Origin of the sequence: Roseivirga seohaensis subsp. aquiponti (assembly GCF_001267955.1) — a bacterium.
Taxonomy (GTDB): Bacteria; Bacteroidota; Bacteroidia; order Cytophagales; family Cyclobacteriaceae; genus Roseivirga; species Roseivirga seohaensis.
In genome coordinates this window covers 130,985-155,721 of the sequence record NZ_JSVA01000006.1, presented here as the reverse complement: position 1 = coordinate 155,721, position 24,737 = coordinate 130,985, and the positions used below count along the sequence as shown (strand labels likewise).

Here is a 24,737-nt window from a genome sequence, read left to right as displayed (position 1 = left end):
TTTAGGTAATTCTCGAGAAATGCTGGAGATGGTGTATTTTCATTACCACTTCATTACAAACTACTAATTAGTTATTTCTTTTCTGATATAAATAGTTGTCTGATGGTTGACCTTCTTGTTCAATAAAGGTAAATCCATTCTTCTCTAAAATTTTAATTGATGGGATATTGGCTTTATTACTCCATGCAATTACATTTTCTATTTCGGTATTTTTTTTAAGTGTTTCAACCATGAGTTTTACAATTTCATTCCCAAACCCCTGTCCCCAAAACTTTCGACCAATTGAATAACCTATTTCACATTCATTTTTTTTAACGCGATTGAATCTGTACATGATACTCCCAATTAATTCGGCTTCTTTTAATGATTCAACACCTTGCCTAACCGTAACAAGTTCTTGATTGATAAGTCTTTGATTTCTTATGAATTCTTTTGCATCCTCTAAAGTTTCCATTGGTTTACTGCCTCTAAATTTCATTGCTTCTTTGTCAGAATAAACTTCATATAAACGTTTAGCATCGTCCATCTTTAGTTCTCTAAACCTTAGCCTACCTGATGAGCAATTCATATTATCTTTGTTGAGTGTATTACTTTTTCTTATTGAAAATAGGGGAGTACTACGCATTAGAATAATTTATTTAAGCCCAATTTTTCTATGTTAGTTTACGGTAAAGGCTTTATTAGTAGTATTAACTATAAACATTGAATTGCGTCATTGTCAGTCCCATATTTTTGGCCGATTAATATTCATTGCTCTTAAATAGGAGAGGAATTGTCCTGCATGAACAGATTCGTGATACCCGATTCGCAACAAATATTTTCCAAGATTTTTCTTCTCTCCATTTCCGGGGTGAATGATTTCAGTTTGGCTTAATTCTGTATCCGAAAACTGATGGACACTTTCTAAAAAGGCTTTTCTATAAGGTTTGGCAAATTCAAGTTCGTTGGCAACGCTTATAAACGGTCGATTTTCCCAAGGCGTTTTATAATTTGTCATGCTCCCATTATTGATAATAATATTCCATCCATAATCGGCTTCTAAAACATGCCTCACCATTTCTATAGCAGTCATAGCTTTTTCATCTGGTTTCCAGCTGTAATAATTTTCAGGAAGTCCTTTCCAAAGTTTGATGCTTCTTCTCCTTATTTCTTCCAGGTTTAAAATGATAAGTTCGGATTGGGTCATTTTCTTTACTTCGTAATTTTTGTAATACCTCGCAACGGTGAAGTATATAAGCATTCGTGAATTTAAAAATTAATAAAAGTCTCACTGTCAACAATGGAGATTTCGCTTGTATTTACGTATCGCTAATACAAAAATAGAAAGCCGATTAGATTTCAGTAGAACGCTTGGTTACTTAGATTGAAGGGCTAATTACATTTCTGCTTTTAAATATTAAATGGTAGCTCAGCGAGACCTAAGACCAGAGTGAGGCTGGGCAGTATCCCAAAGCCCTATTTTGAGAACAACTATTACCTTGTCTAGACTAAGACGAAAAGGTAATAAATCAATGCTAGACTACTACTTAAAAACGCAACCTCAAATTCAATGAACCGCCCAGTACGAGAACCGTACGCTGGGTGGTGTGAGAGCCTCAACCTGAGCCAAACGGCTCAGGTCGGGCTACTCGATTAGGTGTAGTTATTTCTTCTTTGAATTCATAAATTTTTTAAAGTCTTCTGGATTTTCAAATTCGGTCATTTGGGCATCGTCATAGTCCATCGCATATGCCCAAAAATCAAGCGTGTTTCTTATAATGGCTTGGATTCTCCAGTCATTTGTGTTTTTATTATGCCATCCAAAAGAGTCTATGACTCCTTTATCTTGAATATATATTCCCTCATATTTTTCTTCCTCATCATTTTCCTCTGTTATATTCATCAATTTAGTCCAGTCAATAACCCATCTTTCTTCAATAGTTCCAGATTTCATTGGTGCAGGATATTCAAGTAGAAAATATATATCTTCTATGGACAGAGATTTATCAGATTTCTTTTTGGTTTTTTTTCCATCAGAAGTCATATAACGATAAGCTTCGATTAATTCATTGTCAACTATGCAACCAGACCAATTTTGCTGACTTTCTAATTTGTATGCGTTAATAAGTCCTTTGCCAAAAACGGTTGTATTATTTTCAGACTTCAAAACCGTTAATTGACCTGCACTAATCGCTCCTCTTAAGGGAATTCCAGAGTTCATAGTTGCGAACATAATTCCGTGAACACTTACGAGCATTTTTAAAAATGCTATTGGTGACGGGTTAGATGTCCAAATTACTATGCTGTCAGAGATTACAAGTGAGTTAAGTTCTGCACCTGCTGTCATTGTCTTCATTTCTCCATTAATCCAAAATTTAGTTGTTACATCAACTGATTTTTGCAATAGAATTTTATAGATTTTCTCAAGTTCCTTTGGTTTATTATTTTCAACCAAATCTTTGAACCCTAAGATATCTAAAAAGCAAACGAATGTATGTTCGAATTTTTCTGTTTTCATAATTACACCTAACGTGTCTGTATACGCAACTAGTTGCGTATATTTTTCATGTAATTTATTAAAATTTTCTTATTAAATGCCAAATAGTGGTAGTTGTAAATAAATTTATTGCGTATATATTCTTAAAGAGTGTTTCTATTATCACAACAAAAAGCCCGTTCCTTCTACCATAAGAAACGGGCTTTAATCCTTTTTACTCAATACCAATTACACAGTACTCATTACTTTTTGACTGCCTTTTCAAAAGCGGCTGTTCCGCCTACAATAGGAATGGAAATGCTGGTGCCGTCTAAATCAACGGTGAGTTCGGTGCCTGGTGCTGGCCAAAGCGTAAACTCACGGTCGGAAGACATAATCATTACACCAATCTGTTGTCCAGCAGCAATGATTTGATCGTCTGGCTGTAAATCAAAAGACATTTCGTAGAATTTGCCCGGTACCAAAGGCTCACTTTCTCTTAATGATTTATAGTTCTGAGGATCGGCCCAACCCCGGGTAATGAGGTTATCGGTAATTTTAGAATTTCTGCCTTCTCTCCAAGGTAAAGAAACCAACCAAACCGAAAGGTTAGCGGCAGGCTTACTGCTGGCTAGTTTAATTGAAACTTTCACCGTACCAGAAATATGCACTGGGGCAGTAAGCACTGGAGAAACGTAGAGCAATCTGTGTTCGGTGATTTCGGCTTGCGCTAAAGTAGCACCCGAGAAAGAATAGTTATCTACCAAAGTCTCTTTGCCTTGATTTGCCGAACGCTTAGTGCTAAGTCCACCTGCTTTAGGAGCGCCTTTTGATAGATAGAACTGCACAGGTTTTGCTTCTGGATTCGGGTAATCGGCATAAGCGGTGGGCTTGTCCATTGCATCGCCTTCTCTCACTACCCAAGCCTTTGCATCATTTTCTACCCCATTTTCTATCCCATGTAAATAGCGAGTAAACCAACGGTTCATCATGCTCATTGGGGGAGGGCCACCATGTCCGCCTTGGTGGTAAAATATTTGGCTGGGAATGCCCTTGGCCTTTGCGGCTTCATAAATACGTAAGCTATGCTCAGGTACCACGTTCCAATCGTTAAAACCATGCGACATTAATAGTGCCGCCTTCATCGGGCCCATATCATTCAAGTAATCACGGCCGGCCCAAAAGTCATTGTAATCGCCTGTAATTCTGTCCATGCCGTTCTTCATTTCCGTGTCTCTTACAGTCTTATTATTATAAGCACGTTTCGATTCATCACCGCTGTGAATAAAATCATAAAGCACATCAATGTCTTCGCCTAAATAACCTCCCGGAGACCTGATCAATCCGTTCGATCTATAATAATGGTAGTAGGAAGTATTTGGTGCAATAGGAATAATGGCTTCTAAACCGCCAACGCCTGTGGTGGCTGCGGCCAATGGAATGGTTCCATTGTAGGAAGTACCCGTCATGCCTACTTTTCCAGTACTCCAATAGGCCTTTACTTCTTCATTTCCGTCTGGGCTGGTGTAGCCTTTTGCTCTACCGTTTAGCCAGTCGATCACCGCTTTTGGTGCTAATGATTCATTGTCGCCACCCACGGTAGGAGAGCCCTGAGAAAGGCCTGTGCCCGGAGAGGAAGAGTGCACCACGATATAGCCGCGCGGCACCCATGTTCTAATCTGAGAATTTGAAATGATTGGTCGTTCGCTTCTGCGCGTTACCGTAGGGTTTACCCTTGCAGGTGGGGTAGCGCCCAATTCGTGTTTAACGTTCCATAACACTCCATCAGACAGAGCAGCAGTTCCTGCAAAATAAGGACTCGATTCATAAACAATGGGTAGTTTTAAACCTTCTGTATCGGTTTGGTACGGACGGGTAACATCTACATGCATGCGGTCTGGTTTGCCGTCTCCATCCGTGTCAAATTCTGTTTCAACCCAAAGGTCATGTCGAATCCATTTTTCAGGATCGTTGAAGGCGGGAACAATTTGTGCTTCGCCATTTTCGAATACAGGAACGGCCTTTTGTGCATTGGCCATGGGTAAAAAGCCCAAAAAGAGCAGCGCAAAACAAGCCGCTATATTCAGTACCGATAATTTCTTCATAAACTGTAATTTAGTTATTAGTGTAATAGGGTCATTTCCTAAAAAAGTATAAAGGAATCTGAAAAGAAAGATAGCCCAAGCCCATCAATAAGACAAGTGATATCATTTAAATGGCCAAGTTTAGACTTTCAAATACAATGCTTTAGCGCGCTCTACATCTGTTTTACCGTTCTCACCAATCGCTAGGAAGTAATCCAATTGCCATTGCTGCGTTTTGAGGGCCTGTTTGCTTGTGGGTTTATCCCATAAAGGGTAAACTCGAAGGGCCCTTTTTCCTTCTTTGGAAGCAGTGGAGAAAACCCCTTTTTCTAGCAACACCTTTTTAGGAAAAACGAACTGCCCTAGTTGATTTTCAGCACTTACATTAACGACTACAAAATCGATCTGGTCTAAAGCATCAAAGGGCTGGATTGGCCCATTATTCAATCGTTTCCAAAGCGTAACAAACTGCCCAATCTTAGTAGGGGTGACCTTCGCGTTTCTACTAACAATCTGTAAGCCATTAAGCTCGAATGTGCAGGCTCCGTAATCTTGACTTTCCCTTTCTCCTTCAAGGTTGGTGAGTTCCAAGCCTAGTGGCTTGTAGAAATTGTCTGTAATGATTTGGAGGCTTGGGTTGAGCATTTGATTGAAATAAAGGTAATGACTTGGTGATTTCAGCCTCTCCAGAGCTCTTGTTTCGGGAATACTTGTATGCTTGGTGGTGTGCCCCTAACGAAGTATCGGGAGGCGCACCTCGTCAGTTATAACTGGCGAGGTCGTGTACTCGATTGCCAAGAGTTTTTTAGTTCTTAAAATGGTAAGTCGCCATCTTCAGTCTTGTTATTCGAGTCTTGAGAAATTTTGAACTCAAGCTTATCTTGGTTTTGCAAAATCCATTGTTCACCTGATTCTGTGAGTCTGCAAGCAAGATATTCTTGTCCATTATTCCATTCATCGCTTTCTTTATAAGTATCTAAAAATCCTGAACTTTTTAGCGTTCTAATTCCAACACTTGTCGCCACGTCTGTGTAGCCGGCTTTGTTCATTTCATGCTTTAGTTGATATACAGATATAGAATCTTCGCTTGTAATTTGATTCTCTATTGCCAAAACCAATAGCGCAATTTCATGACTTTTTAATCCTTCTCTATCGGCAATTGGAGCTGAGCTAATTGCTTTAGCAGTTTTAGTTTTACTCCTGTATGCCTTTATTTTTCGTGTTATTGTGTCTTCTAAAATTTCGAAATCACTTTTGGAACTAGTACTATATTTAATGACATGTCTATGCTGTATATCGAAAGGAAACTTGTCTTTCCGTTCATCAGAACACACCATAACCACATCCTTTTTCTTGGCAAATGCAAAACCTAATTCGTACCAAACATTGGGGTTGTCTGTAGTGATTTCCGCAAAGCATAAAGCAGAGTCAGAAATATTTTGTTCAATCTCGTCAATAGGTATTCTTACGCTTAAGTCTTTGTCAACTCGATAAGGGTCTAATTCTGCTTTGTCAATTGCAGGTTTGAAAATGTCTTCATAACGTTTGTCGAACTTGTCGTTATCAAAAGGCTGTATTACAAAGCATTTGTCCATATGTTTCTTTTTTCAAATTGTTGCCAACGTGTCTGTATACGCAACTAGTTACGTATATTTTTCATGTAATTTATTAAAACTTTCTTATTACACATCAAATAATGGCAGCTATTGGGGGTATAGCTTCGTTTAGATAAGATTGTTCACTACGCACCTTTAAATTGTTAGATCTTGCGCTGAAGCTTCAGCGAAGGCGCAATGACGGAAAAGTGGACTTTTACTGTATAAGTAGCAGGTAGGTTATCTTAAAAAAAAGACCTATAAGGTTTTAAAAACCTTATAGGTCTGGGTATGCTTTTACTTCTTCTTGGCCTTGGCAGGTTTTTTCTTTGGCGCTGCCTTTTCTATTTCGGCTTTGGCTTGTTCTAGCGTCATGTCGGTAACATCTACATTTTTAGCAAGCTCAACTTTTGTCTTTCCTTTAATAATGTTGTGTCGTCCCCAACGGGCTTTCTCTACCCTGATTCCGGCATCTTCCCAGTTATGAACCACCTTGTCGATTTCCTTCTGAAGCTTATCTTCAATCAGTTCAACAATGTCATTATCAGATAAATTATCCCAGTCGTACTTTTTATTGACATTGATAAACATATTGTTCCATTTGATAAATGGCCCAAAACGTCCTTTTCCTTTCTGAACAGGTAAACCTTTGTAAGTATAAATAGGAGCGTCTGCATCTAGTTTTTCCTTAATGTACGAGATGGCTTCTTCCAATTCAACATCCAAAGGATCAACGCCTTTTGGCAATGAAACGAAATTATCTTCATACTTTACATAAGGCCCAAAACGCCCAATGGCAGCAATAATTTCTTTGTCCTTATACATGCCAACAGTACGCGGTAGCTTAAACAGGTCAAGCGCTTCTTCTAAAGTAATGCTTTCTATAAACTGGCCTTTTCTAAGACTGGCGTATTTTGGTTTTTCGGCTGTTTCATCATCAGGATCGGCCTCGCCAATTTGCGCCATAGGACCAAATTTACCCATACGAACGATCAATGGCTTTCCGCTTTCTGGATCGATACCCAATTCGCGAGACGAGCTAATGTCTGATCTGTTCAGTTGCTCTGTGTCTTCTACTTTTTGGTGGAAATCTCCGTAAAAGGCCGCAATCATTTTTGGCCATTCCTGCTTACCACTAGCAATTTCATCAAATTGCTCTTCTACCTTAGCCGTAAAAGAAAAATCGATCACATTCGGGAAATGTTCTACCAAAAAGTCATTCACAATCATGGCCATATTGGTAGGGAAGAGCTTCATTTTTTCGGCTCCGGTAATTTCTGTTTTGGTTTTTACTTTGATGTTATCGTTCGCTAAAACCAATTCCTGATAATTTCTTTCTACACCCTCACGGTTTTCCTTCACCACATATTCTCTTTTTTGAATAGTGGAAATAGTAGGAGCATAAGTAGACGGTCGACCAATGCCCATTTCTTCCAGTTGCTTTACCAAACTGGCTTCGGTAAATCTTGCTGCATGACGAGAAAAACCTTCTTTGGCTGTCATATGGCTGAGTTCCAAAGCTTGGCCTACTGTTAATGGAGGTAGCATTCCTTTGGCTTCGTTTACACCGTCTTCATCATCTGTCGATTCGATGTAAACCTTTAAGAAACCTTCAAACTTAATTACTTCACCATAAGCAGAAAGGGTTTCTTTTCGGGTGGAAATAGCAATAGAAGCCGTAGTTTTTTCCAATTGAGCATCGGCCATTTGCGAGGCAATGGCGCGTTTCCAAATCAGGTCGTAAAGCCTTTGCTCGTCATAATTTGCGCCTGCTGTGTGGTTAGCAAAATTCGTTGGGCGAATGGCTTCGTGGGCCTCTTGTGCCGATTGCGATTTGGTCTTGAATTTTCTGGTTTCTACAAACTCTTTACCATAGGCAGAAGAAATTTCACCTACCGCGCTTTTTATGGCATCATCAGAAAGATTTAAAGAGTCAGTTCTCATATAGGAGATCTTACCTGCCTCATATAGCTTTTGCGCCAACGACATGGTTCGCGACACCGAATAACCTAGCTTTCTACTGGCTTCTTGCTGCAGGGTAGAAGTAGTAAATGGAGGCGCTGGTGAACGCTTGGCTGGTTTTTTCTGTAAGTCAAGAATTGAGTATTTCGCACCTACGCATCCTTTTAAAAATTCGTGGGCTTCGGTTTCGCTATTGAATTTTGAAGGGAGTTCAGCTTTTAATTCAACACCATCGCCAAGGTTGAAAATGGCGGTTATTTTGTAAGAAGAAACTGGTGTGAACTGTTCTATTTCACGCTCTCTTTCTACCACCATGCGCACCGCAACCGATTGCACACGACCGGCAGAAAGGCCTCGTTTAATTTTTTTCCAAAGTACTGGCGACAGCTCAAAACCCACAAGTCGGTCAAGGATTCTACGGGCTTGCTGCGCATCTACTAAATCAATGTCAATTGTTCTGGGGTTGTCAATTGCCTTTTGAATAGCTGTTTTAGTAATCTCACGAAAAACGATACGTTTCGTGTTATCATCTTTAAGTTTTAGGGCTTCTTTTAAGTGCCAGCTAATGGCTTCTCCTTCGCGGTCATCATCACTCGCGAGGTAAATCATTTGCGATTCTTTGACCAATCTCTTCAAGGTTTTTATTACCTCTTTTTTGTCTGCAGTTACCTCGTAAGTTGGCTTAAAACCATTGGCTATGTCTATGGCTTTGTTGCCTTTAGGTAAGTCACGTATATGGCCATAACTCGATACAACTTTGTAATCCTTTCCCAGAAAACCTTCTATGGTTTTGGCCTTGGCTGGGGACTCTACAATGACTAGATTTTTAGACATAAACTCGTGATTTTTTAATTTTGACCGCGCCAAAGATGGGCATAAATGTTTCAAAAAAACAAACGAAACCATTTTTACCCTGCATCTATTTATATGAAGAAGGGAAAAAACACGTTTTAGCAACCGTAACTAAGGAGGAGGAAGAATGGTTAAGAATCTTTTATTAATAAGACATGCCGATGCGCAAATGCCGCAAAGAAACGAGCGTGATTTTGAAAGGAAGTTAAGTGAGAAAGGGAGAAGTGAATCGGCATTACTGGGTGAGTACTTACAGAAACTTCCTTTTAAAATAGATACTATATATACAAGTCCATCGGTGCGTACTTTACAAACTTGTGCCGAAATCATACAGCAGTTAGAAGTATCGCCACGCATAATATCGTCTGAAGAATACTATGAAGCTACCCGAAATGTGATGATGGCGGCTGTAAATAGGGTGGATAATATTTTTGAAAATGTGGCGATTTTAGCCCATAATCCATCTATTAGCCATTTATACGAATACCTTACTGGCGACTCGCAAGGGGGCTTTGTAACAGCAGGCTGCGCATGGCTTCAAGTGCTGGCAGATCAATGGGAACAAGTGTCGGGAGGAATGGCAGAAACCAAAGATTACTACTATCCTGGAATGAACTCGAAGTAAGTTTTTTTATTTTGTTTTAGTCCGTTTAAAATGAAGACCTCATATTTGTGTAAAAATTATATTAAATGGCTTCATTGGGTAGACACATCATTGTCGAGTATTACAACTGCTCATCAGAAATTTTAAACGATGTAGTACACATCGAAAAAAGTATGGAAGGCGCTGCGGAAGATGCAGGCGCTACCATTATTAACTCTACGTTCCATCACTTTTCGCCCTATGGCGTATCTGGTGTTGTGGTAATTCAAGAAAGCCATTTGGCTATTCATACTTGGCCAGAATACGGTTATGCTTCAGTAGATATTTTTACTTGTGGCGATACCGTAAACCCTTGGGTGGCTTATCAAATTCTTAAAGAAAAATTTGAAGCCGGGCATGGTTCGGCAGTAGAGTTATTAAGAGGAGAGAAGGCGCTTTTGAAAGAAAGAGACTTCGATATCAAAGCCATGCGCGATGAAAAAAGCAGCGAAGAAGGCAGTCCAATCCGCACCAGAGATGTATGGTTTACCGAACGTGACGATAAAATCGCACTTTCTTTAAAGCATGATGGAAAGCTTTACGATGTACAGTCTGATTTTCAGAAAGTAGAAGTATATAAAACACAAGCTTACGGTAACCTACTTACTTTGGATGGCATGGTAATGACCAGCGAAAAGGATGAGTATGTGTACCACGAAATGATTACGCACATTCCTACTTTAACACACCCTAAGCCAAAAAGAGCTTTGGTGATTGGTGGTGGAGATGGCGGTACTGCCCGTGAATTATTGCGCCACGATTGCTACGATGAAGTAGTGATGGTAGAGATTGACGATAAGGTAATTGAGGCTTGCAAAGAACATTTACCGGGCATTGCTTCGGCTTTCGGCAACCCAAAATTGAACCTGATTGTAGATGATGGAATCAAATATGTGAAAGATGCAGCAGATGGTTCTTTCGATATTGTAATTGTAGATTCTACCGACCCAGTAGGACCTGCTGAAGGTTTGTTCACGGTTGAATTCTACAAAGAAGTGTACCGTATTTTGAGCGATGACGGGATTATGATCACGCAAAGTGAGTCTCCTCGCTTCAACAGCAAAGTATTTAAAGAAATTTACCAAGTATATCGTTCTATTTTTGGGCAAGATCAGGTGCATTGCTACTTGGCTTACATCCCAACTTACCCAACAGGCATGTGGTCTTTCTCTTATTCTTCTAAAGGAAAAGCACATCCATTAAAGGATTTCAATGCAGAGGAGAGCAAGGCTTTTGCTAAAAAGCATGGTTTGAAATATTATAATGAAGGTATTCACCAAGCTGCCTTTGCTTTGCCTAGTTTTGTTGCTGAAATGATCAGTTAAATATATGGCCGATATAGACAATTTTAATCCTAATGACGTAGGCGTAAAGGGCACCCTTTTCGGGTTGCCTTTTGATACTGATTCCGCCAAAGTAGTGGTGATTCCAGTGCCTTGGGACGTTACCGTATCTTATGGAGCGGGCACAGCCGATGGGCCAGAAGCTATTTTAGAAGCTTCTTCTCAAATCGACTTTAGTCAGTTAGACATTCCGGAACCTTGGAAACTGGGCGTGGCAATGGCCGATATTCCTGAAGTTTGGTACTCGTTAGGAAGCGAATTGCGCGAAAAATCGGAAGAATATATTGCTTGGTTGGAAGAAGGCAGCGATGAAGATGAGCGTGAAGAGATGGAGGCTATTTTGGCCGAAATCAACAAAGAAACGCATCAGCTGATGGAATACGTAAGGCAACAGTCAGAATATTGGCTGTCGCAGGGGAAAACCACCATTTTAGTCGGTGGCGACCATAGTACTCCATTGGGCCATTTCCAAGCTTGCGCAAAACACTATGGCAAGTTCGGTTTACTGCAAATTGACGCCCATGCCGATTTACGTGATGCTTATGAAGGTTTTGAGTTTTCGCATGCCAGTATCATGACGAATGCACTTAAAATTAAGGAGTTAACCAAGTTGGTGCAGGTGGGGATTCGTGATTTCTGTGATGAAGAACAGCAGCTAATTGCCAATTCTAATGGGCGAGTAGTCACTTTCTTCGATCAGCAGTTAAAGCACGACCAATACGCAGGGAAAACTTGGGCTACGCAGTGCGAAGAGATCATCAAAGAACTTCCGCAGCAGGTGTATATTTCATTCGATATTGATGGCCTTGACCCAAAACTTTGTCCGAATACTGGTACGCCAGTGCCGGGAGGTTTTGATTTGGAGCAGGTAATGTATTTAATCAAGCGGGTAGTCAAATCAGGACGCACAATCATTGGTTGCGACCTGAATGAGGTTTCGCCTAGCGAAGACGAATGGGATGCTAACGTGGGCGCTAGAGCGCTTTATCGTATGATCAACCTAATGGCTGCCAGTAAAGGAATGTTACAACTGAATTAATTATACGGCATACAATTCTTGGTTTAAGAATTTAGAATCCCTTACTTCAATAAGTTTGGGATTTTTTTATGTCTTGAAATGAAAAGGAATCATTCAATATATGCCCCAGAGTTTTTGTTAAGAAACTAAAGATCAATTACCTTATCCGATATTGCCCTGATCACCGATTTTCTAATCCCTCTTAACGAATTATAGAGCTCGGTCTGCTGTTTGACTAAAATTGAATTAGTTATTAATGAAGTGTCTAAGTATCATATTTTTCATTTTAATGTTCTTAGGGAAATCATTTTCTCAGGAAGTAGAGTTACCAGTTTTTTTAGATGGCTGTAAGAATTTTGAGAAAGCCGATAGTTTAATGTTTTTAACAGTTAATGGTGAGGCCACTGGACGAGTTAGTTTTAAAGAATCTTTAGTTAACGAGGGAATTAACTTTATCAGTGGGTCTAATCAGAATGGTCTTGAGTTTACTGTGTGGTTTTATTCTGATGAGTCACTTGATACACTTGAACTACCTCGATTCAGAATTCAATATACAGGTGGTATGCATAATATGTCTTACAAACATATGTACTGTGATGATGTGGCTGATGGTTTGATAGTTGATCTTAGTAAAAAGGGGGTGAAGAAGCTTGAAGGTAATTTCAGTCAGGGAAAACCTCTTTGGTTGTCAACTTTTAATCAAGAAGGAAAGCTATTTTTAAAAGAGTATTATTATCGAAAGACTCACTTATTAAAAAGAATCGAGTACTACGATGGAGCTAATGCTTATAGGTATGAAGAACATAAATTTAGAGGTAAGAACACCTTGCTAATTTATTATGAGAATGGGGAGATAGTCAAAAAGGAGAAAAGTAAATCAGTAAAAACCAGAAACGGAATCATTAGATGAAAAGATGCTTGTTTTGATAGAACCATTACGAACTCCCCTCTCAACCATTAACTAATAACCAATAACCAAACACACCCCATGACCGAATTATTCGCTACCGATAAATTAAAAGCCCTTTATCCTAAAGTAAAGCAGTTTATAGAGGAAGAATTGTACCCTTCAGAACTCTATTTTTTGAAAGACCCTTGGGACGAAGTGAACCATATTTTGAAAGCCAAGCGTGAGAAGGCAAAAGAATTAGGCATTTGGGCACCTTATCTTTCGGAAGAAGAAGGCGGAGCAGGTTTAACACTTACAGAGTTTGCGCAATTGTCTGAACTATTGGGAAGAACGCCATTAGGTCATTATGTGCTCAACTGCCAAGCACCAGATATTGGTAATATTGAACTGATGCATCAATTTGCTTCAGCTGAATTGAAAGAAAAATACTTAGCGCCTTTAATGAAAGGCGAAATCAGAAGCTGCTTTTCCATGACCGAGCCAGACTTTGCGGGTTCGAACCCAGTGAATATGGGTACTACGGCCGTTTTGGATGGAGACGAGTTCATCATCAACGGACATAAATGGTTTACCACTGCGGCTGACGGAGCTACTTTTGCCATCGTTATGGCAGTGACCAATCCCGATGCTGAACCCCATAAAAGGGCCAGTATGATTATAGTTCCTACCGATACCCCAGGCTTTGAACTCACCCGAAACATTCCCATTATGGGCGATGTGGGAGAAGGCTATTTGAGTCATGCCGAAATCCACTATGTGAATTGTCGTGTGCCGAAAAGTAACTTGATTGGCGAAATGGGTAGTGGCTTTATGTTGGCGCAACAGCGTTTAGGCCCAGGCCGAATTCACCACTGCATGCGCTGGATTGGCATCTGCGAACGTGCCTTCGATATGATGTGTAGCAGGGCGGCTTCTAGAGAATTAAGAGACGGCAGAATGTTGGGTCACCAGCAGACTATTCAAAACTGGATTGCTGAAAGTAGGGCAGAGATTAATGCTTCAAGGTATATGGTACTTCATGCTGCGCAAAAGATTGATAATGAAGGAGCTAAAGCAGCACGTTTAGAGATTTCTACCATTAAGTTTTATGTAGCAGATGTTCTGATGAAAGTGCTCGATCGTGCCATTCAGGTACATGGCGCGCTGGGCATTACCGATGATACTTTACTTTCGTTTTGGTACAGGCATGAGCGTGGTGCAAGAATTTACGATGGCCCAGACGAAGTGCATAAAGCGAGTTTGGCCAAGGCGATTTTGAAGAGTTACGGCTTATAAAGTCTATTCATGGAGTTTCAACTATATAAGCGCCATAAGCAAGTCTTAAAGAATTCAATTGCTACTTTTTTCTTCCTTGTGGCAGTTTCATGTATAGGGTTAATGACACGAGGTAAAGGAGGGAGTGAATCATTTTATAGTCGTTGGGATGTACCAATTTATGGATATGTACTAACTTTCATGGGAGCTATCATTCTAGGTGTTGTTTGGCTTCTTATAGATGGCGCAAAATCTACATCACAAAAAATATTATTTGAGCATAATTCTATTCAATTCAATAAGTTCAAAGAAAGGATTCCAATTAAGGATGTAGTTTTTATTAAAAGAGACTATCATCAATGGATGGTCAATGATGAAAGCGGCAATGTTTGGATTCTAAAAATGAAGAATAAAAAGGAGGTTAGGTTTTTAGTCGAAAGGAAGTTTGATGACGATTTAAAAAAATGGATAAATGAAAATATTGAATCAATGGAGATCAAAGCATAAAGTAACCGACATTGCGAACCTGCCAAAGTTTATCGAAGTAATGATATTGACGTGAAGCAATCTCACTGGCCAATTAACAACTAACAAAGATTGCTTCGTCATGAGCTTTCGCTATCGCGAATCTCATTTCTCGCAATGACGGTTCAATTGGTGTTTTCTTAAGCTTTCACCATTGACCATTGACTAATAACTAATACACTCTTCCCTAATAACCAATAACTATTAAACCAACCAATGATTGACAAGGCAAAAGACATCAGGAAAGGAGAGGAGTTAGACCTCACAAAGCTGACTGAATACTTGGGTGATCACCTAGCTAGCTTTTCTGGAGGGTTAGAAGTCTCTCAATTCCCAAGCGGTTTTTCTAACCTTACCTATTTAATCAAAACAGGTGAACAGGAATATGTATTGAGGCGTCCGCCCTTTGGGGCGAACATCAAAGGTGGACATGATATGCAGAGGGAGTTTCGGGTACTTTCGGCCCTCAAGCCAGTGTATTCCAAAGTACCCAAGTCTGTATTGTTTTGTGACGATCATTCCGTGATGGGAGCCGATTTCTACCTTATGGAACGCGTAAAAGGTGTGATTTTACGAAGTCAAGCCCCGAAAGACATTGAGCTCAAACCTGCGTTAATGAGGTCCATTTCTGAAGCCTGCATTGATAACTTGGCAGATCTTCACACCATGGATTTGAATGCGGCTGGTTTGGCAGATTTCGGTAAACCTGAGGGCTATACCCAAAGACAAGTAGAAGGATGGATTGGACGCTATTATAAATCCGAAACGGATAAGCTGCCTCATATGGATGCGGTGGCCGAATGGCTGCAAAAACACATTCCAGAGCAGCAATATATCAGCTTTATTCACAATGATTATAAGTACGATAACCTCGTATTGAACCCCGAAAAACTAGATGAAATTATTGCGGTACTGGATTGGGAAATGTCGACTGTGGGCAATCCATTAATGGATTTAGGTACTTCATTGGCCTATTGGGCACAAGCCGATGATTCTGACGCCTTAAAACCTTTCAGCCTCACTTGGTTACCTGGCAATTATACCCGAAATGAATTGGTAGAACGTTATGCGGAAAAAACAGGCTTCGACCTGAAAGATCAAGTGTTTTATTATGTCTTTGGGGCTTTTAAAATTGGGGTAATCATTCAGCAGATTTACGCTCGCTATAAAAAAGGGCTGACCCAAGATCCACGTTTTGCCAATTTGATTTATGCCGTAAAAGCCTGTGGTGCCAACGCGGTAAAGGCTTTGGAAAAGGATAGGATATGAATTTAAATAGAACAATTTTAATCGCCCTATTTGTTGTTTTATGCGCTCAAATATCTCTGGCTCAGAAACCGGAAGAGAATTTTGAATCTTTCTTAAAGCGATTTGATACAGACTCTTCATTTCAAATGTCGAGGATCCTTGATTCGGTTATAGTAGTTTACACATCAGATATAATAGTCGATGCTGACGGAAATGGTTATACCGAAAATTATGAGGCTCCAATAGCTAAAGCAGATTGGAAAGTCAAGAAACTTGAGAAGAAGGAGTTTAACAATTGGGAAATCAGAGAAATTGAAAACGATATTAAGGAACTAACGATGGCTGGTAAACAGAGTGGAGTGCATGTGGTAATTGAATTCGTTCTTCGTGATGGGCTTTGGTTTTTACGTAAATATGGAGATTACTCAACCTGAATTTTTATCATAATAATCTAAGAATGAAACTAAAAATAGAAGACATCAATAAAGTACTTATCCTAGGGGCTGGAACGCTGGGTTTAAGGGTAGGGCTGCAATGCGCTATAAGTGGTTTTGAAACTACCATTTACGATATCTCCGAGAAAGCACTTGACACCGCCATTAAAACTCAGGCCAGCATTCTTAAAATGTTGATTCGCAATGAAAAGCTCACCGAGGCACAAGCAGAGCAAGCCAAAGGCCGTTTGACATTCACCACCGACCCAGAAGCTGCCGCAGATGATGCCGACTTCCTGAACGAATCTGTCACCGAAAACCTCGAATTGAAGCGTAAGGTTTGGGCGCAGTTTGGATCACTCTGCCCTGAAAAGACACTTTTCACTACAAATACTTCCTATTTACTCGGTTCGCAAATAGCGGATGCTTCTGGCCGACCTGAGCGCTTTTGCAACTTCCATTTTCATGATGTGTTCTATTCCAATGTGGTGGACGTAATGCCGCATGCGGGAACAGAAGCTTGGATCAATGATTTATTGATGGAATTGGGCGAGAAGCTTTGCCAAACTCCAGTCTTCGTTCAAAAGGAAAACACGGGTTACATCTTCAATTACATGCTAATGGCGCTTTTGGGAGCCGCAGGTTCACTCAGAACACTAGACATTGGCTCTATTGAGGATATTGACAGAAGTTGGATGGGCAACTTTAAAATGGAAATGGGACCCTTCGGAATTTTAGATACGGTGGGGCTAGATACGGCTTGGCATATCACAAGCAGTCAACCCGATAAGAAAAGCCAGGCTTTTGCTGCCTTACTGAAAAGCTATATTGATGCAGGTAAACTGGGTGTAAAAACAGGGGAGGGCTTTTATATTTATCCAAACCCAAGGTTTAAAAAAGAGGGGTTTGTTTGATAGCTCCCTGTTTTCTATAGGGTAGAAGACTTAGATCTTTCGTTCCTCAGGAAAGGAAAATGGGCAATTAACTTTCAATCAACGAGAGGAGCTGAAATAAACGCTTAACTACGTTTTGCTAAAATGAACTGGACAAGGTAAAAACGAGTCCAACCATCACTAAACGCACAATGCTTTTCATCCTGAGGGACGAAGGATCTAAAAGGCTTATTCACTATGAAAAACCATCCTAAAAGTAGCGCCTTTGCCAAGCTCAGTTTCTAGCTGAATATCTCCACCATGCAGCTGCATAATCTGTTTAGAAAGGCTGAGGCCAATACCCGAACCTCTGTTTTTGGTAGAGAAGAAAGGCATGAAAATCTTCTCAGTGGCTTCTGGCGTAATGCCCGCGCCATTGTCGCTAATTGATACAGTCACTAACTCTCCATGCACATGGGTTTCTAGTTTCACTTTAGCGTTTTCTTTGTTTTCAACCACTTCTAAGGCGTTTTTGAGAATATTGATCAGCACCTGCTCAATCAATTGATAATCGATATTCAGTTGAATTGGGGTTTCAGCATGAATCACCTCTAAAACTACATTCGCTTTAAGGAAATCATTCTTGAGTAAAGCTGTGGTGTTTTGCACCAATGACTTAACATCCGTTGGACGTTTGTCGGGTTCTGGTAGGTTGGTGTAATCGCGATAGGCATTCACAAAATTGATTAAGCCTTCACTCCGGCTGGAAATGGTGCTCAAGCCTTCGGTAAGGTCTTCAAGACTTTCATCTTCGATGGTATTGAGTCCGTTTTTCTTAATTACGTCTTCCTTCAACACCTCACTTAGGGTAGAAGTGAGTGAAGAAATGGGGGCTATGGAATTCATGATTTCGTGCCGAAGTACTTTAGTAAGGTTCTGCCAAGCTTCCAATTCTTTGGCTTGCAGTTCTGCCTTAATGTCTTGTAGGGCAATCAATCTGTAAAGCTCACCACCTAGTTTATACATGGTTTCTAGAATGACCAATTCCTGTCCTTTTTCGTTTTTATAAGCCGCTCTTTTAGAGGGGTTAAGATGATCGATAGTAAAGTGAAAGTTAGGTGCTTTTTGTCTGAGGTCATCAAGGCTTCTAAGGCTTTCTAGCTGCAATAAATGAAGCGCAGAACGGTTGATTAATTTCACTTCCCCTGTCTCGTTGATGGCGATGATTCCTGTACCAATATTTTCAACGACTACGCGCAACTGTTGAAAAGACTGTTCGCTCTTTTTACGTTCTTCCAAAATGGCGTCAATTACATCTTTGAAAGCCAGATTCAACGCTTTAAAAGTTTTCCCCAGTTTATTATCGTGGGTAAAACTCATGTTGAAGTCATTGTATTTGATAGCATCGAAGAAGCGAGCTAGCTTTTTATTGGTGCTTTCTATGTAATTAAAAAGCTCAAATACTTCGAAAATGATGAGAAAGCCAGTGACCACCGTAGTGACATATTTCTGATCGAAGAAGAGCAAATACACGAAAGTGGCCACCGTGATAAACAAAACGATAACGCGAATCAGCACGAATATTCTAAAGCGATTAAAGCCCATATTTCTCTAGTCTTCGATACAATGATGAACGGGTTAAACCTAATTCTTGAGCCGCATGGGTAATGTTTCCGTTGTGTTTGGCCAATACTTTCCTAATTAAAATACGCTCGACATCTTCTAAATTAAACTGTTCCAAATTGATATCATCTTTATCGCGAACAGGCTGATTATTATTGAAGAAGAAGTCTTCTGGTTGAAGAATGTTATCACGACTCATGATTACCGCGCGCTCAACCGCATGTTGTAACTCACGCACATTACCAGGCCAGCTGTATTTCTCCAAACGTTTCAAAGTGGCTTCACTGAACTTGTAAATGTCTTTGTTGTATTTCTTGGCATAGTCTTTAAGGTAATGTTTAGCCAGTAGGGGAATGTCCTCAATACGTTCCCTCAAAGCTGGTAATTTCAGTTCTATAGTGTTAATCCGATAGAGCAAATCTTGCCTAAATTCTCCTTTCTGCACCATTTCGTAAAGTGGCATATTGGTGGCGCAGATCAAGCGAATGTCCACATCAATTGTCTTATTCGACCCCACTCGATTCACTTTTCTGTTTTGCACTGCGGTTAAAAGTTTGGCTTGAAGTGGGAGCGAAAGGTTACCAATTTCATCCAAAAACAAGGTGCCACCATTGGCGATTTCAAAGCGTCCAGCCCGATCTGTTTTGGCATCGGTGAAAGATCCTCTTACGTGACCAAAGAGTTCGCTTTCAAATAAATTCTCAGAAATAGCCCCTAAATCAACACTGATAAAGGGTTTCTCTGCTCTTGTTGAGTTTCTATGAATTGATCTGGCGATCAGTTCTTTTCCAGTGCCATTTTCACCCAATACTAAAACGTTGGCATCGGTGCTGGCCACTCGGTCAATGGTATCGAAAACCTGAATCATTGATCCGCTTTGACCAATAATTTCCTTGAATTTATGATCGAGGTCTTGGGTCAAAGTGTCCTCTCGGTCTTTCATCAACTTTAGCTCTTCTTTCGAAGAACGCAATCGGATGGACGATAGAAGCGTAGCCAACAATTGTTCATTTTCCCATGGTTTCATCACAAAATCAGAAGCGCCAGCTTTTATGGCTTTTACGGCCAAATCAACCGAACCAAAAGCGGTTATCAGTACAACCACTGCGGATGGGTCGATCTCTAATATTTTATCCAACCAATGAAAACCTTCTTGCCCAGAGTTCACGTCCTGGGTGAAATTCATATCGAGCAGAATCACATCATATGCGTCATTCTGGAGCAGGTCAGGAATAAGCGTGGGATCCTTCTCCAAGTCTATTTGACCAAAATGCCGCTTCAGATAAATCCTTGCTGCTTTTAGTAAATCTTCATTGTCGTCTATGATTAGTATTTTTCCTTGTTTCATTATGTCTATTTTTCAACCTGTCTCGTCCTGCAACTGGTTTACATTTGTCTTTGAATCTTGTGCAAATCAAAAGCTTGTCGAATATACAAACAAATGCTGCCGTCCGCTAACGGACGGTAACGTTCGGTGGCGAATGATTTATGGCTAATTTATTATCGTAAGTATCTGTATATCTATTATTTATACTTGGTATAGTAATTGGCTAATGGCTGAGATAATATAAAAAACTCCTTCAAAATGCTTAGAAAATTTTTAGGGCTAATTCTCTTGATTTCCCCGTTCTGGTCCTTAGCGCAAAGCCTATCAGGGTTTCAGGTCAATGATCAGGCAACACACTTAGTTTATGTTGAAAACAATGATATTCTTTATTTAAAAGAACTTAACAGCGATAAAAAACCCACTTTGATTGGTAAGGGACTTTCAGACAGTGAAAACGATATCCTCAGATCATGGAATAAAAATGGCGACATTTTTATCTATGAAAAGTCTGGCGATTTCTATTATTACTCTGTTGAAACGGGTGAAACAAATCAGATTGAATTAGCTGATGCGTTTAGTCTATTTAAATATTATCGAATCAATCAGGTTGCCGCGACCGATCAAGCACTTTACTTTTCGGCTAGAAATGAGACTTCTGACAAGAATTTCAGCCTATACAAGTTAGATTTGAAAGGCGGAAAAGCGATTAAGTTACTGGAGTTAGAAGGTGATGTCGCCAATATAGCCTTATCTCGAGATTCTAATTTACTGGCATTTACAAGTTATCAATACCTTGATGAGCAATATCAAAATAGGCTGCACATCCTCAATTTAAAAGAAGATGCTGGAATTGTCTCTTCCCATTTAATGAAAAACGCTTTCTATTCTAATCTTTCGTTTTCTAATGATGGCCGTATTTCACTTCGAAATATGAATGGTTCAGCATTTATTGCAGAATATGATCAGTCAGAGGCAGTACTAAATATTGAGGAGCTAGAAATGAAATCTGGACAACAATTACTTGGCTTCAAAGAGAACAATTATTTGGTATTAAGCCTTAATTCGTCAGGTAAGTCTTACACTCTTTTAGATACCTCATTGAACATGGTACATGAACTAAGTGGTAATTCCAATTTACTGCTGGTAGACTATCTGGATGATGAGTTTTATTTTACTGAAGAAAGTGGAATTTTACCAAAGTCTTTATTTAAGTTAAATCCCATGAAGGGAGATAAACAACAAATAATCTCTTTCAAAGCTGAAAATCTACTAGCAGATATTCAATATGAAATCTTAACCTATTATGATCAAAGTGGTAAGGGCCGTAATGCTTTTCTTTACTATCCTAAAAGACATAATAGCGGTCAATTCCCAACTATTTTAATGAATTATGGTGGTTATGCAAACAAGTATCCAGATTGGAGTTACTTTTTAAACCAATTGATATTTCCCATGCTAGATGAAGGTTTTGGTGTTGTACTTCTAAATACACGAGGTGTGAATTCTGAAAGGTTAGGAGAAGGCTATGGACAATATCAGTTGGAAGATACAGAGCACTTTATTGATCAGTTTAAAGGGGAAATCCCAGTTGATTTTGATAGACTAATTCCCGTTGGTCATAGTCATGGTGCGACTATGGTGTATTATTATTTAACACATTCAAAAAGTTTTGTTAGTGGTATAGCCATAAATGGGGCTGCTGACTGGGTAGAGCAGGCTAAGTTGGAGAGAATGACTGGCTTGCCTGGTGAGATGGGAGGTAAACCTGATGAACTCCCAAAACTATATCAAAAGTTTTCTCCAATTGAAAATATTTCAAGCGATTTGAATCCTATGTTGATATTCAGTGGTGGGCAAGATGAACAAATCCCGTATAATATAAATTCTAAGGCATTTGCTGAAAAAGCTCTTGAGCTTGAGGTTGACGTAGAATATATTCATTTTGAAGATCAGGGGCATATTTTTGAGGATCCTGCCATAATAGAACAGATGAGGAAAAAACTCAGGGATTTCCTTCTCCAGTGGAAACATAATTAGTATCGATTAAAACTACCGTCCGCTGATGGACGGTAAAGTTCGGTGGCGAACTAAGTGTAAAGCTGTTTTGATATTAACATTCTTATTATCAGTACTTTATTACTGGCATTGAGATTGTTTTACCTAAAAAAAATAAAATCTAAGCTATGCTGAATCTTAAAATCATCTTGAGAAGCCTCAGAAGGAATCTGATTTATACTTGGACTAACGTAATCGGGCTTGCAATTGCCTTTTGTTTTATTTTCCTGACGTCTATTTATTTGATTCACGAGTACACTTTTGACCAATCTTATGCTGACAGCGGTAAAATTCACAGACTAGTCACTACAAACTCTGCTTCGTCACGGTCTGCAAACAGTTCCAACTACCCTTATATACTATCATCAAGTTACCTCGAAAAAAATCCTTCAATAGAATCGTTGGTTAGGGCCTACAATAATTCCTACGTTTCCGAATTAGTCAGACCAAGTGCAGAAAAGGAAAAGGCCTTTGAAGAGAAGGGTTTTTGGTATGTAGAAAGAGGCTTCTTGGATATGTTTGATGTGAAACAAGTCAGTGGAGACTTTGGAATGTTTGATGTTCCAGGAACGGTTTTAATCAGCGAGTCTGTCCATCAAAAGATATTCGAGGGAGAGGAAGTTGTAGGAAAAAGGATGTTAGTGGGAGAGTATGAATTTGAGATCATTGGTATTTATGAAGATTTCCCTTCTAATTCCTCTCTTGACCCACGGTTTCTTATTTCGGTTGAAACCATGAAGTCGAACCCTGACTATAGTGACTATTTCACTAGCACAGGTTATCTCATGTTTAAGGTTTTTATGACATTAAACGAGGGTGCTGATATAGATGCTTTGGAAGCTCAGTTAATGGAACAGGATAAGGGTGGGGAATCTCAGGGAGAAAAGTACGAGTTGGAGCCAATTGAAGATTATCATTTCAGCACTTTAGATATTGCTAGATCATTTCGGCCAAAGGCGGATGAGCAGTTGGTGGTTTGGTTAGTTATAATTTCTATCTGTTTACTGGCTGTGGCCATCGCCAATTTTGGTAATATTTCTCTGGCTGTTGCATTGGACAGGAGCAAAGAGGTGGCCATTCATAAGATCATAGGAGCCAGAAGAACTCAATTGATTAAACGGTCTTTAATTCAGTCGCTTTTTTTGAGTTTTATTTCGTTTGTTTTTGCCTTGATATTGATTGAGGCGTTAATCCCACTGTACAGTCGATTCGTGGATAGAGAGCTAACAGTAGCAATTTTTGGTTTTAGAACCTATTTGATCCTTTTGGCCTTTACATCTATGGTGGGATTGATCGCTGGAATTTACCCAGCCTTAATTGTTTCCAGTTTTAAGGTATCCAGTCTGTTTAATTCTTTTAGCAGAAGTAGTGGGTCAAAATCTTTGATCAGAAAGAGTTTATTGGCTTTCCAATTTTTTATAGCCTTTGGTATTATTTCCGCCATGCTTTTTATGAATCGCCAACTTGAGTTTATGCTGTCCAAAGAGCCGGGTTATGATTTTAAAAATACACTCGTTTTCCAATCCAATTGGTTCCAAGGTGGGGATGAATCAACTATACAAACATTCAAGGACCGTTTGATGGCGATGCCAGCCATTCAAGATATAGCGCTTTCAGATGAACATCCAATGAGGGCTTTGGATGTTAATGACCTACAGAAACCAGGGTTTAGCGATGGATGGGAAAAAGTTGAATTATTGAGTATTGGGATCGATTGTCATTTCTTCGAATTCTATGGGATTCAGGAGAATTATGATGCTGATGTGATCTCCCTATTTTGTGGTGATAGCAAAGTGGCTCTACTCAATGAAACAGCACTTAATACGCTGGAAAATGAGCCCATTGGCAAATTACTACCCTCTTATTATGGCAAGTCAAAACCTGGATATATTGTTCAAGAAGGTGCAGTAAGTGATTTCCATTTTAATTCGGTAAGTGAACCAATTCCGGCCATGTTATTTATGCCTTTAAGCTATTCGAATGGAAGGGCTAACTATTCTATTCGTTACTCTGAAAACACCAATGTGGGGGAACTTATTCAAACCATTCAGCAGATGTTTTGGGAATATGAGCCTTCGGAACCTTTTGTGTTGAAAGTGCTCGAAGAGGAACATAAACGACTGTACTCTTCAGAAACCAAGATGATGCAAATGATGGGGGTTTTAGGCATTGGAGTTTGTCTAATTGCCTTTGCAGGGGTATTTGCGATGTCGATATTTTATGGCCGAGAAAGACTGAAGGAGATCAGTATTCGTAAAGTGCTTGGGGCAGGAGTTGTACAGCTTTTTGGACTTCAAAATAGAGTATTTGTAATCGCAATGATCATCTCAATCGTAGTCGCAGTTCCTGTTGTGATTAGGATAATTGACTCATGGATTTCTCAATTTGCTTACAGAACTGACCAACCTTTATGGCTCTTTGGTATAGCTGGCCTGATAATGCTTGGCGCAACGCTTCTGTCTTCAGGATGGTATTCTTTAAAAGTAGCAAAGTCTAATCCAGTAGATACTCTTCGTGATTCATGATCAAATGGGCTG

20 protein-coding genes are annotated in these 24,737 nt (G+C 39.7%); 11 read left to right on the top strand and 9 right to left on the bottom strand.

Annotation, left to right across the window (positions count from 1 at the left end; translation table 11 throughout):
- Nucleotides 1-67: 67 nt before the first annotated feature.
- The 7 genes from OB69_RS05415 to topA form a co-directional block, all read right to left on the bottom strand.
- Nucleotides 68-625: a GNAT family N-acetyltransferase gene (locus OB69_RS05415; protein ID WP_082338082.1), complete on the bottom strand. Its 558-nt coding sequence runs from the start codon at nucleotides 623-625 to the stop codon at nucleotides 68-70.
- A gap of 93 nt (nucleotides 626-718) precedes the next feature.
- Nucleotides 719-1,240, bottom strand: a complete 522-nt coding sequence (locus OB69_RS05410; RefSeq protein WP_245620784.1) for a DinB family protein — start codon at nucleotides 1,238-1,240, stop codon at nucleotides 719-721.
- A 402-nt stretch (nucleotides 1,241-1,642) separates the two neighbouring features.
- Nucleotides 1,643-2,497, bottom strand: coding sequence for a hypothetical protein (locus tag OB69_RS05405; protein ID WP_053222685.1), 855 nt, complete (start codon nucleotides 2,495-2,497; stop codon nucleotides 1,643-1,645).
- 221 nt (nucleotides 2,498-2,718) lie between these two features.
- Nucleotides 2,719-4,560: a Xaa-Pro dipeptidyl-peptidase gene (locus tag OB69_RS05400; protein WP_053222684.1), complete on the bottom strand. Its 1,842-nt coding sequence runs from the start codon at nucleotides 4,558-4,560 to the stop codon at nucleotides 2,719-2,721.
- A gap of 120 nt (nucleotides 4,561-4,680) precedes the next feature.
- Entirely contained in the window at nucleotides 4,681-5,184 is a 504-nt protein-coding gene (locus OB69_RS05395; protein WP_053222683.1) for a MepB family protein, read from the bottom strand.
- 167 nt (nucleotides 5,185-5,351) lie between these two features.
- Complete coding sequence (locus OB69_RS05390; RefSeq protein ID WP_053222682.1) at nucleotides 5,352-6,134, bottom strand: hypothetical protein; 783 nt, start codon at nucleotides 6,132-6,134, stop codon at nucleotides 5,352-5,354.
- A 297-nt stretch (nucleotides 6,135-6,431) separates the two neighbouring features.
- Nucleotides 6,432-8,930 (bottom strand): type I DNA topoisomerase, encoded by a 2,499-nt coding sequence (topA, locus tag OB69_RS05385; RefSeq protein ID WP_053222681.1) that lies wholly within the window; start codon nucleotides 8,928-8,930, stop codon nucleotides 6,432-6,434.
- A 145-nt stretch (nucleotides 8,931-9,075) separates the two neighbouring features.
- Between topA and OB69_RS05380 the strand changes: the two genes are divergently transcribed.
- The 9 genes from OB69_RS05380 to OB69_RS05340 all read left to right on the top strand — a co-directional run bounded on the left by OB69_RS05380 (nucleotide 9,076) and on the right by OB69_RS05340 (nucleotide 17,237).
- The gene (locus OB69_RS05380) at nucleotides 9,076-9,573 is read left to right on the top strand and encodes a SixA phosphatase family protein (protein WP_053222680.1); all 498 of its coding nucleotides are present in this window, start codon (nucleotides 9,076-9,078) and stop codon (nucleotides 9,571-9,573) included.
- 65 nt (nucleotides 9,574-9,638) lie between these two features.
- Nucleotides 9,639-10,916, top strand: a complete 1,278-nt coding sequence (gene speE / locus OB69_RS05375) for a polyamine aminopropyltransferase (RefSeq protein WP_053222679.1) — start codon at nucleotides 9,639-9,641, stop codon at nucleotides 10,914-10,916.
- A gap of 4 nt (nucleotides 10,917-10,920) precedes the next feature.
- Nucleotides 10,921-11,973 (top strand): agmatinase family protein, encoded by a 1,053-nt coding sequence (locus OB69_RS05370; protein WP_053222678.1) that lies wholly within the window; start codon nucleotides 10,921-10,923, stop codon nucleotides 11,971-11,973.
- 235 nt (nucleotides 11,974-12,208) lie between these two features.
- Nucleotides 12,209-12,862 carry a hypothetical protein gene (locus OB69_RS05365; RefSeq protein ID WP_157608495.1) on the top strand — a complete coding sequence of 218 codons (654 nt, stop codon included), beginning with the start codon at nucleotides 12,209-12,211 and terminating at the stop codon, nucleotides 12,860-12,862.
- Between the two features lie 78 nt (nucleotides 12,863-12,940).
- Nucleotides 12,941-14,137 (top strand): acyl-CoA dehydrogenase family protein, encoded by a 1,197-nt coding sequence (locus OB69_RS05360; RefSeq protein ID WP_053222676.1) that lies wholly within the window; start codon nucleotides 12,941-12,943, stop codon nucleotides 14,135-14,137.
- Between the two features lie 9 nt (nucleotides 14,138-14,146).
- Nucleotides 14,147-14,623, top strand: a complete 477-nt coding sequence (locus OB69_RS05355) for a hypothetical protein (RefSeq protein ID WP_053222675.1) — start codon at nucleotides 14,147-14,149, stop codon at nucleotides 14,621-14,623.
- 234 nt (nucleotides 14,624-14,857) lie between these two features.
- On the top strand, nucleotides 14,858-15,910 hold the full coding sequence (locus OB69_RS05350; RefSeq protein ID WP_053222674.1) for a phosphotransferase family protein: 1,053 nt from the start codon (nucleotides 14,858-14,860) through the stop codon (nucleotides 15,908-15,910).
- 125 nt (nucleotides 15,911-16,035) lie between these two features.
- Entirely contained in the window at nucleotides 16,036-16,323 is a 288-nt protein-coding gene (locus OB69_RS05345) for a hypothetical protein (protein WP_185096866.1), read from the top strand.
- Between the two features lie 23 nt (nucleotides 16,324-16,346).
- Nucleotides 16,347-17,237 carry a 3-hydroxyacyl-CoA dehydrogenase NAD-binding domain-containing protein gene (locus OB69_RS05340; RefSeq protein WP_053222672.1) on the top strand — a complete coding sequence of 297 codons (891 nt, stop codon included), beginning with the start codon at nucleotides 16,347-16,349 and terminating at the stop codon, nucleotides 17,235-17,237.
- 207 nt (nucleotides 17,238-17,444) lie between these two features.
- Here OB69_RS05340 and OB69_RS05335 read toward each other — a convergent pair whose 3' ends face one another.
- The gene (locus tag OB69_RS05335) at nucleotides 17,445-18,800 is read right to left on the bottom strand and encodes a sensor histidine kinase (protein ID WP_053222671.1); all 1,356 of its coding nucleotides are present in this window, start codon (nucleotides 18,798-18,800) and stop codon (nucleotides 17,445-17,447) included.
- The gene (locus OB69_RS05330) at nucleotides 18,790-20,175 is read right to left on the bottom strand and encodes a sigma-54-dependent transcriptional regulator (protein WP_157608494.1); all 1,386 of its coding nucleotides are present in this window, start codon (nucleotides 20,173-20,175) and stop codon (nucleotides 18,790-18,792) included. Before OB69_RS05330 ends, OB69_RS05335 begins: the two co-directional genes overlap by 11 nt.
- A 228-nt stretch (nucleotides 20,176-20,403) precedes the next feature.
- Here OB69_RS05330 and OB69_RS05325 point away from each other — a divergent pair, with 228 nt between their 5' ends.
- Entirely contained in the window at nucleotides 20,404-22,182 is a 1,779-nt protein-coding gene (locus OB69_RS05325; RefSeq protein WP_053222669.1) for a S9 family peptidase, read from the top strand.
- A 146-nt stretch (nucleotides 22,183-22,328) separates the two neighbouring features.
- Entirely contained in the window at nucleotides 22,329-24,725 is a 2,397-nt protein-coding gene (locus tag OB69_RS05320; RefSeq protein ID WP_053222668.1) for an FtsX-like permease family protein, read from the top strand.
- Nucleotides 24,726-24,737: the final 12 nt, after the last annotated feature.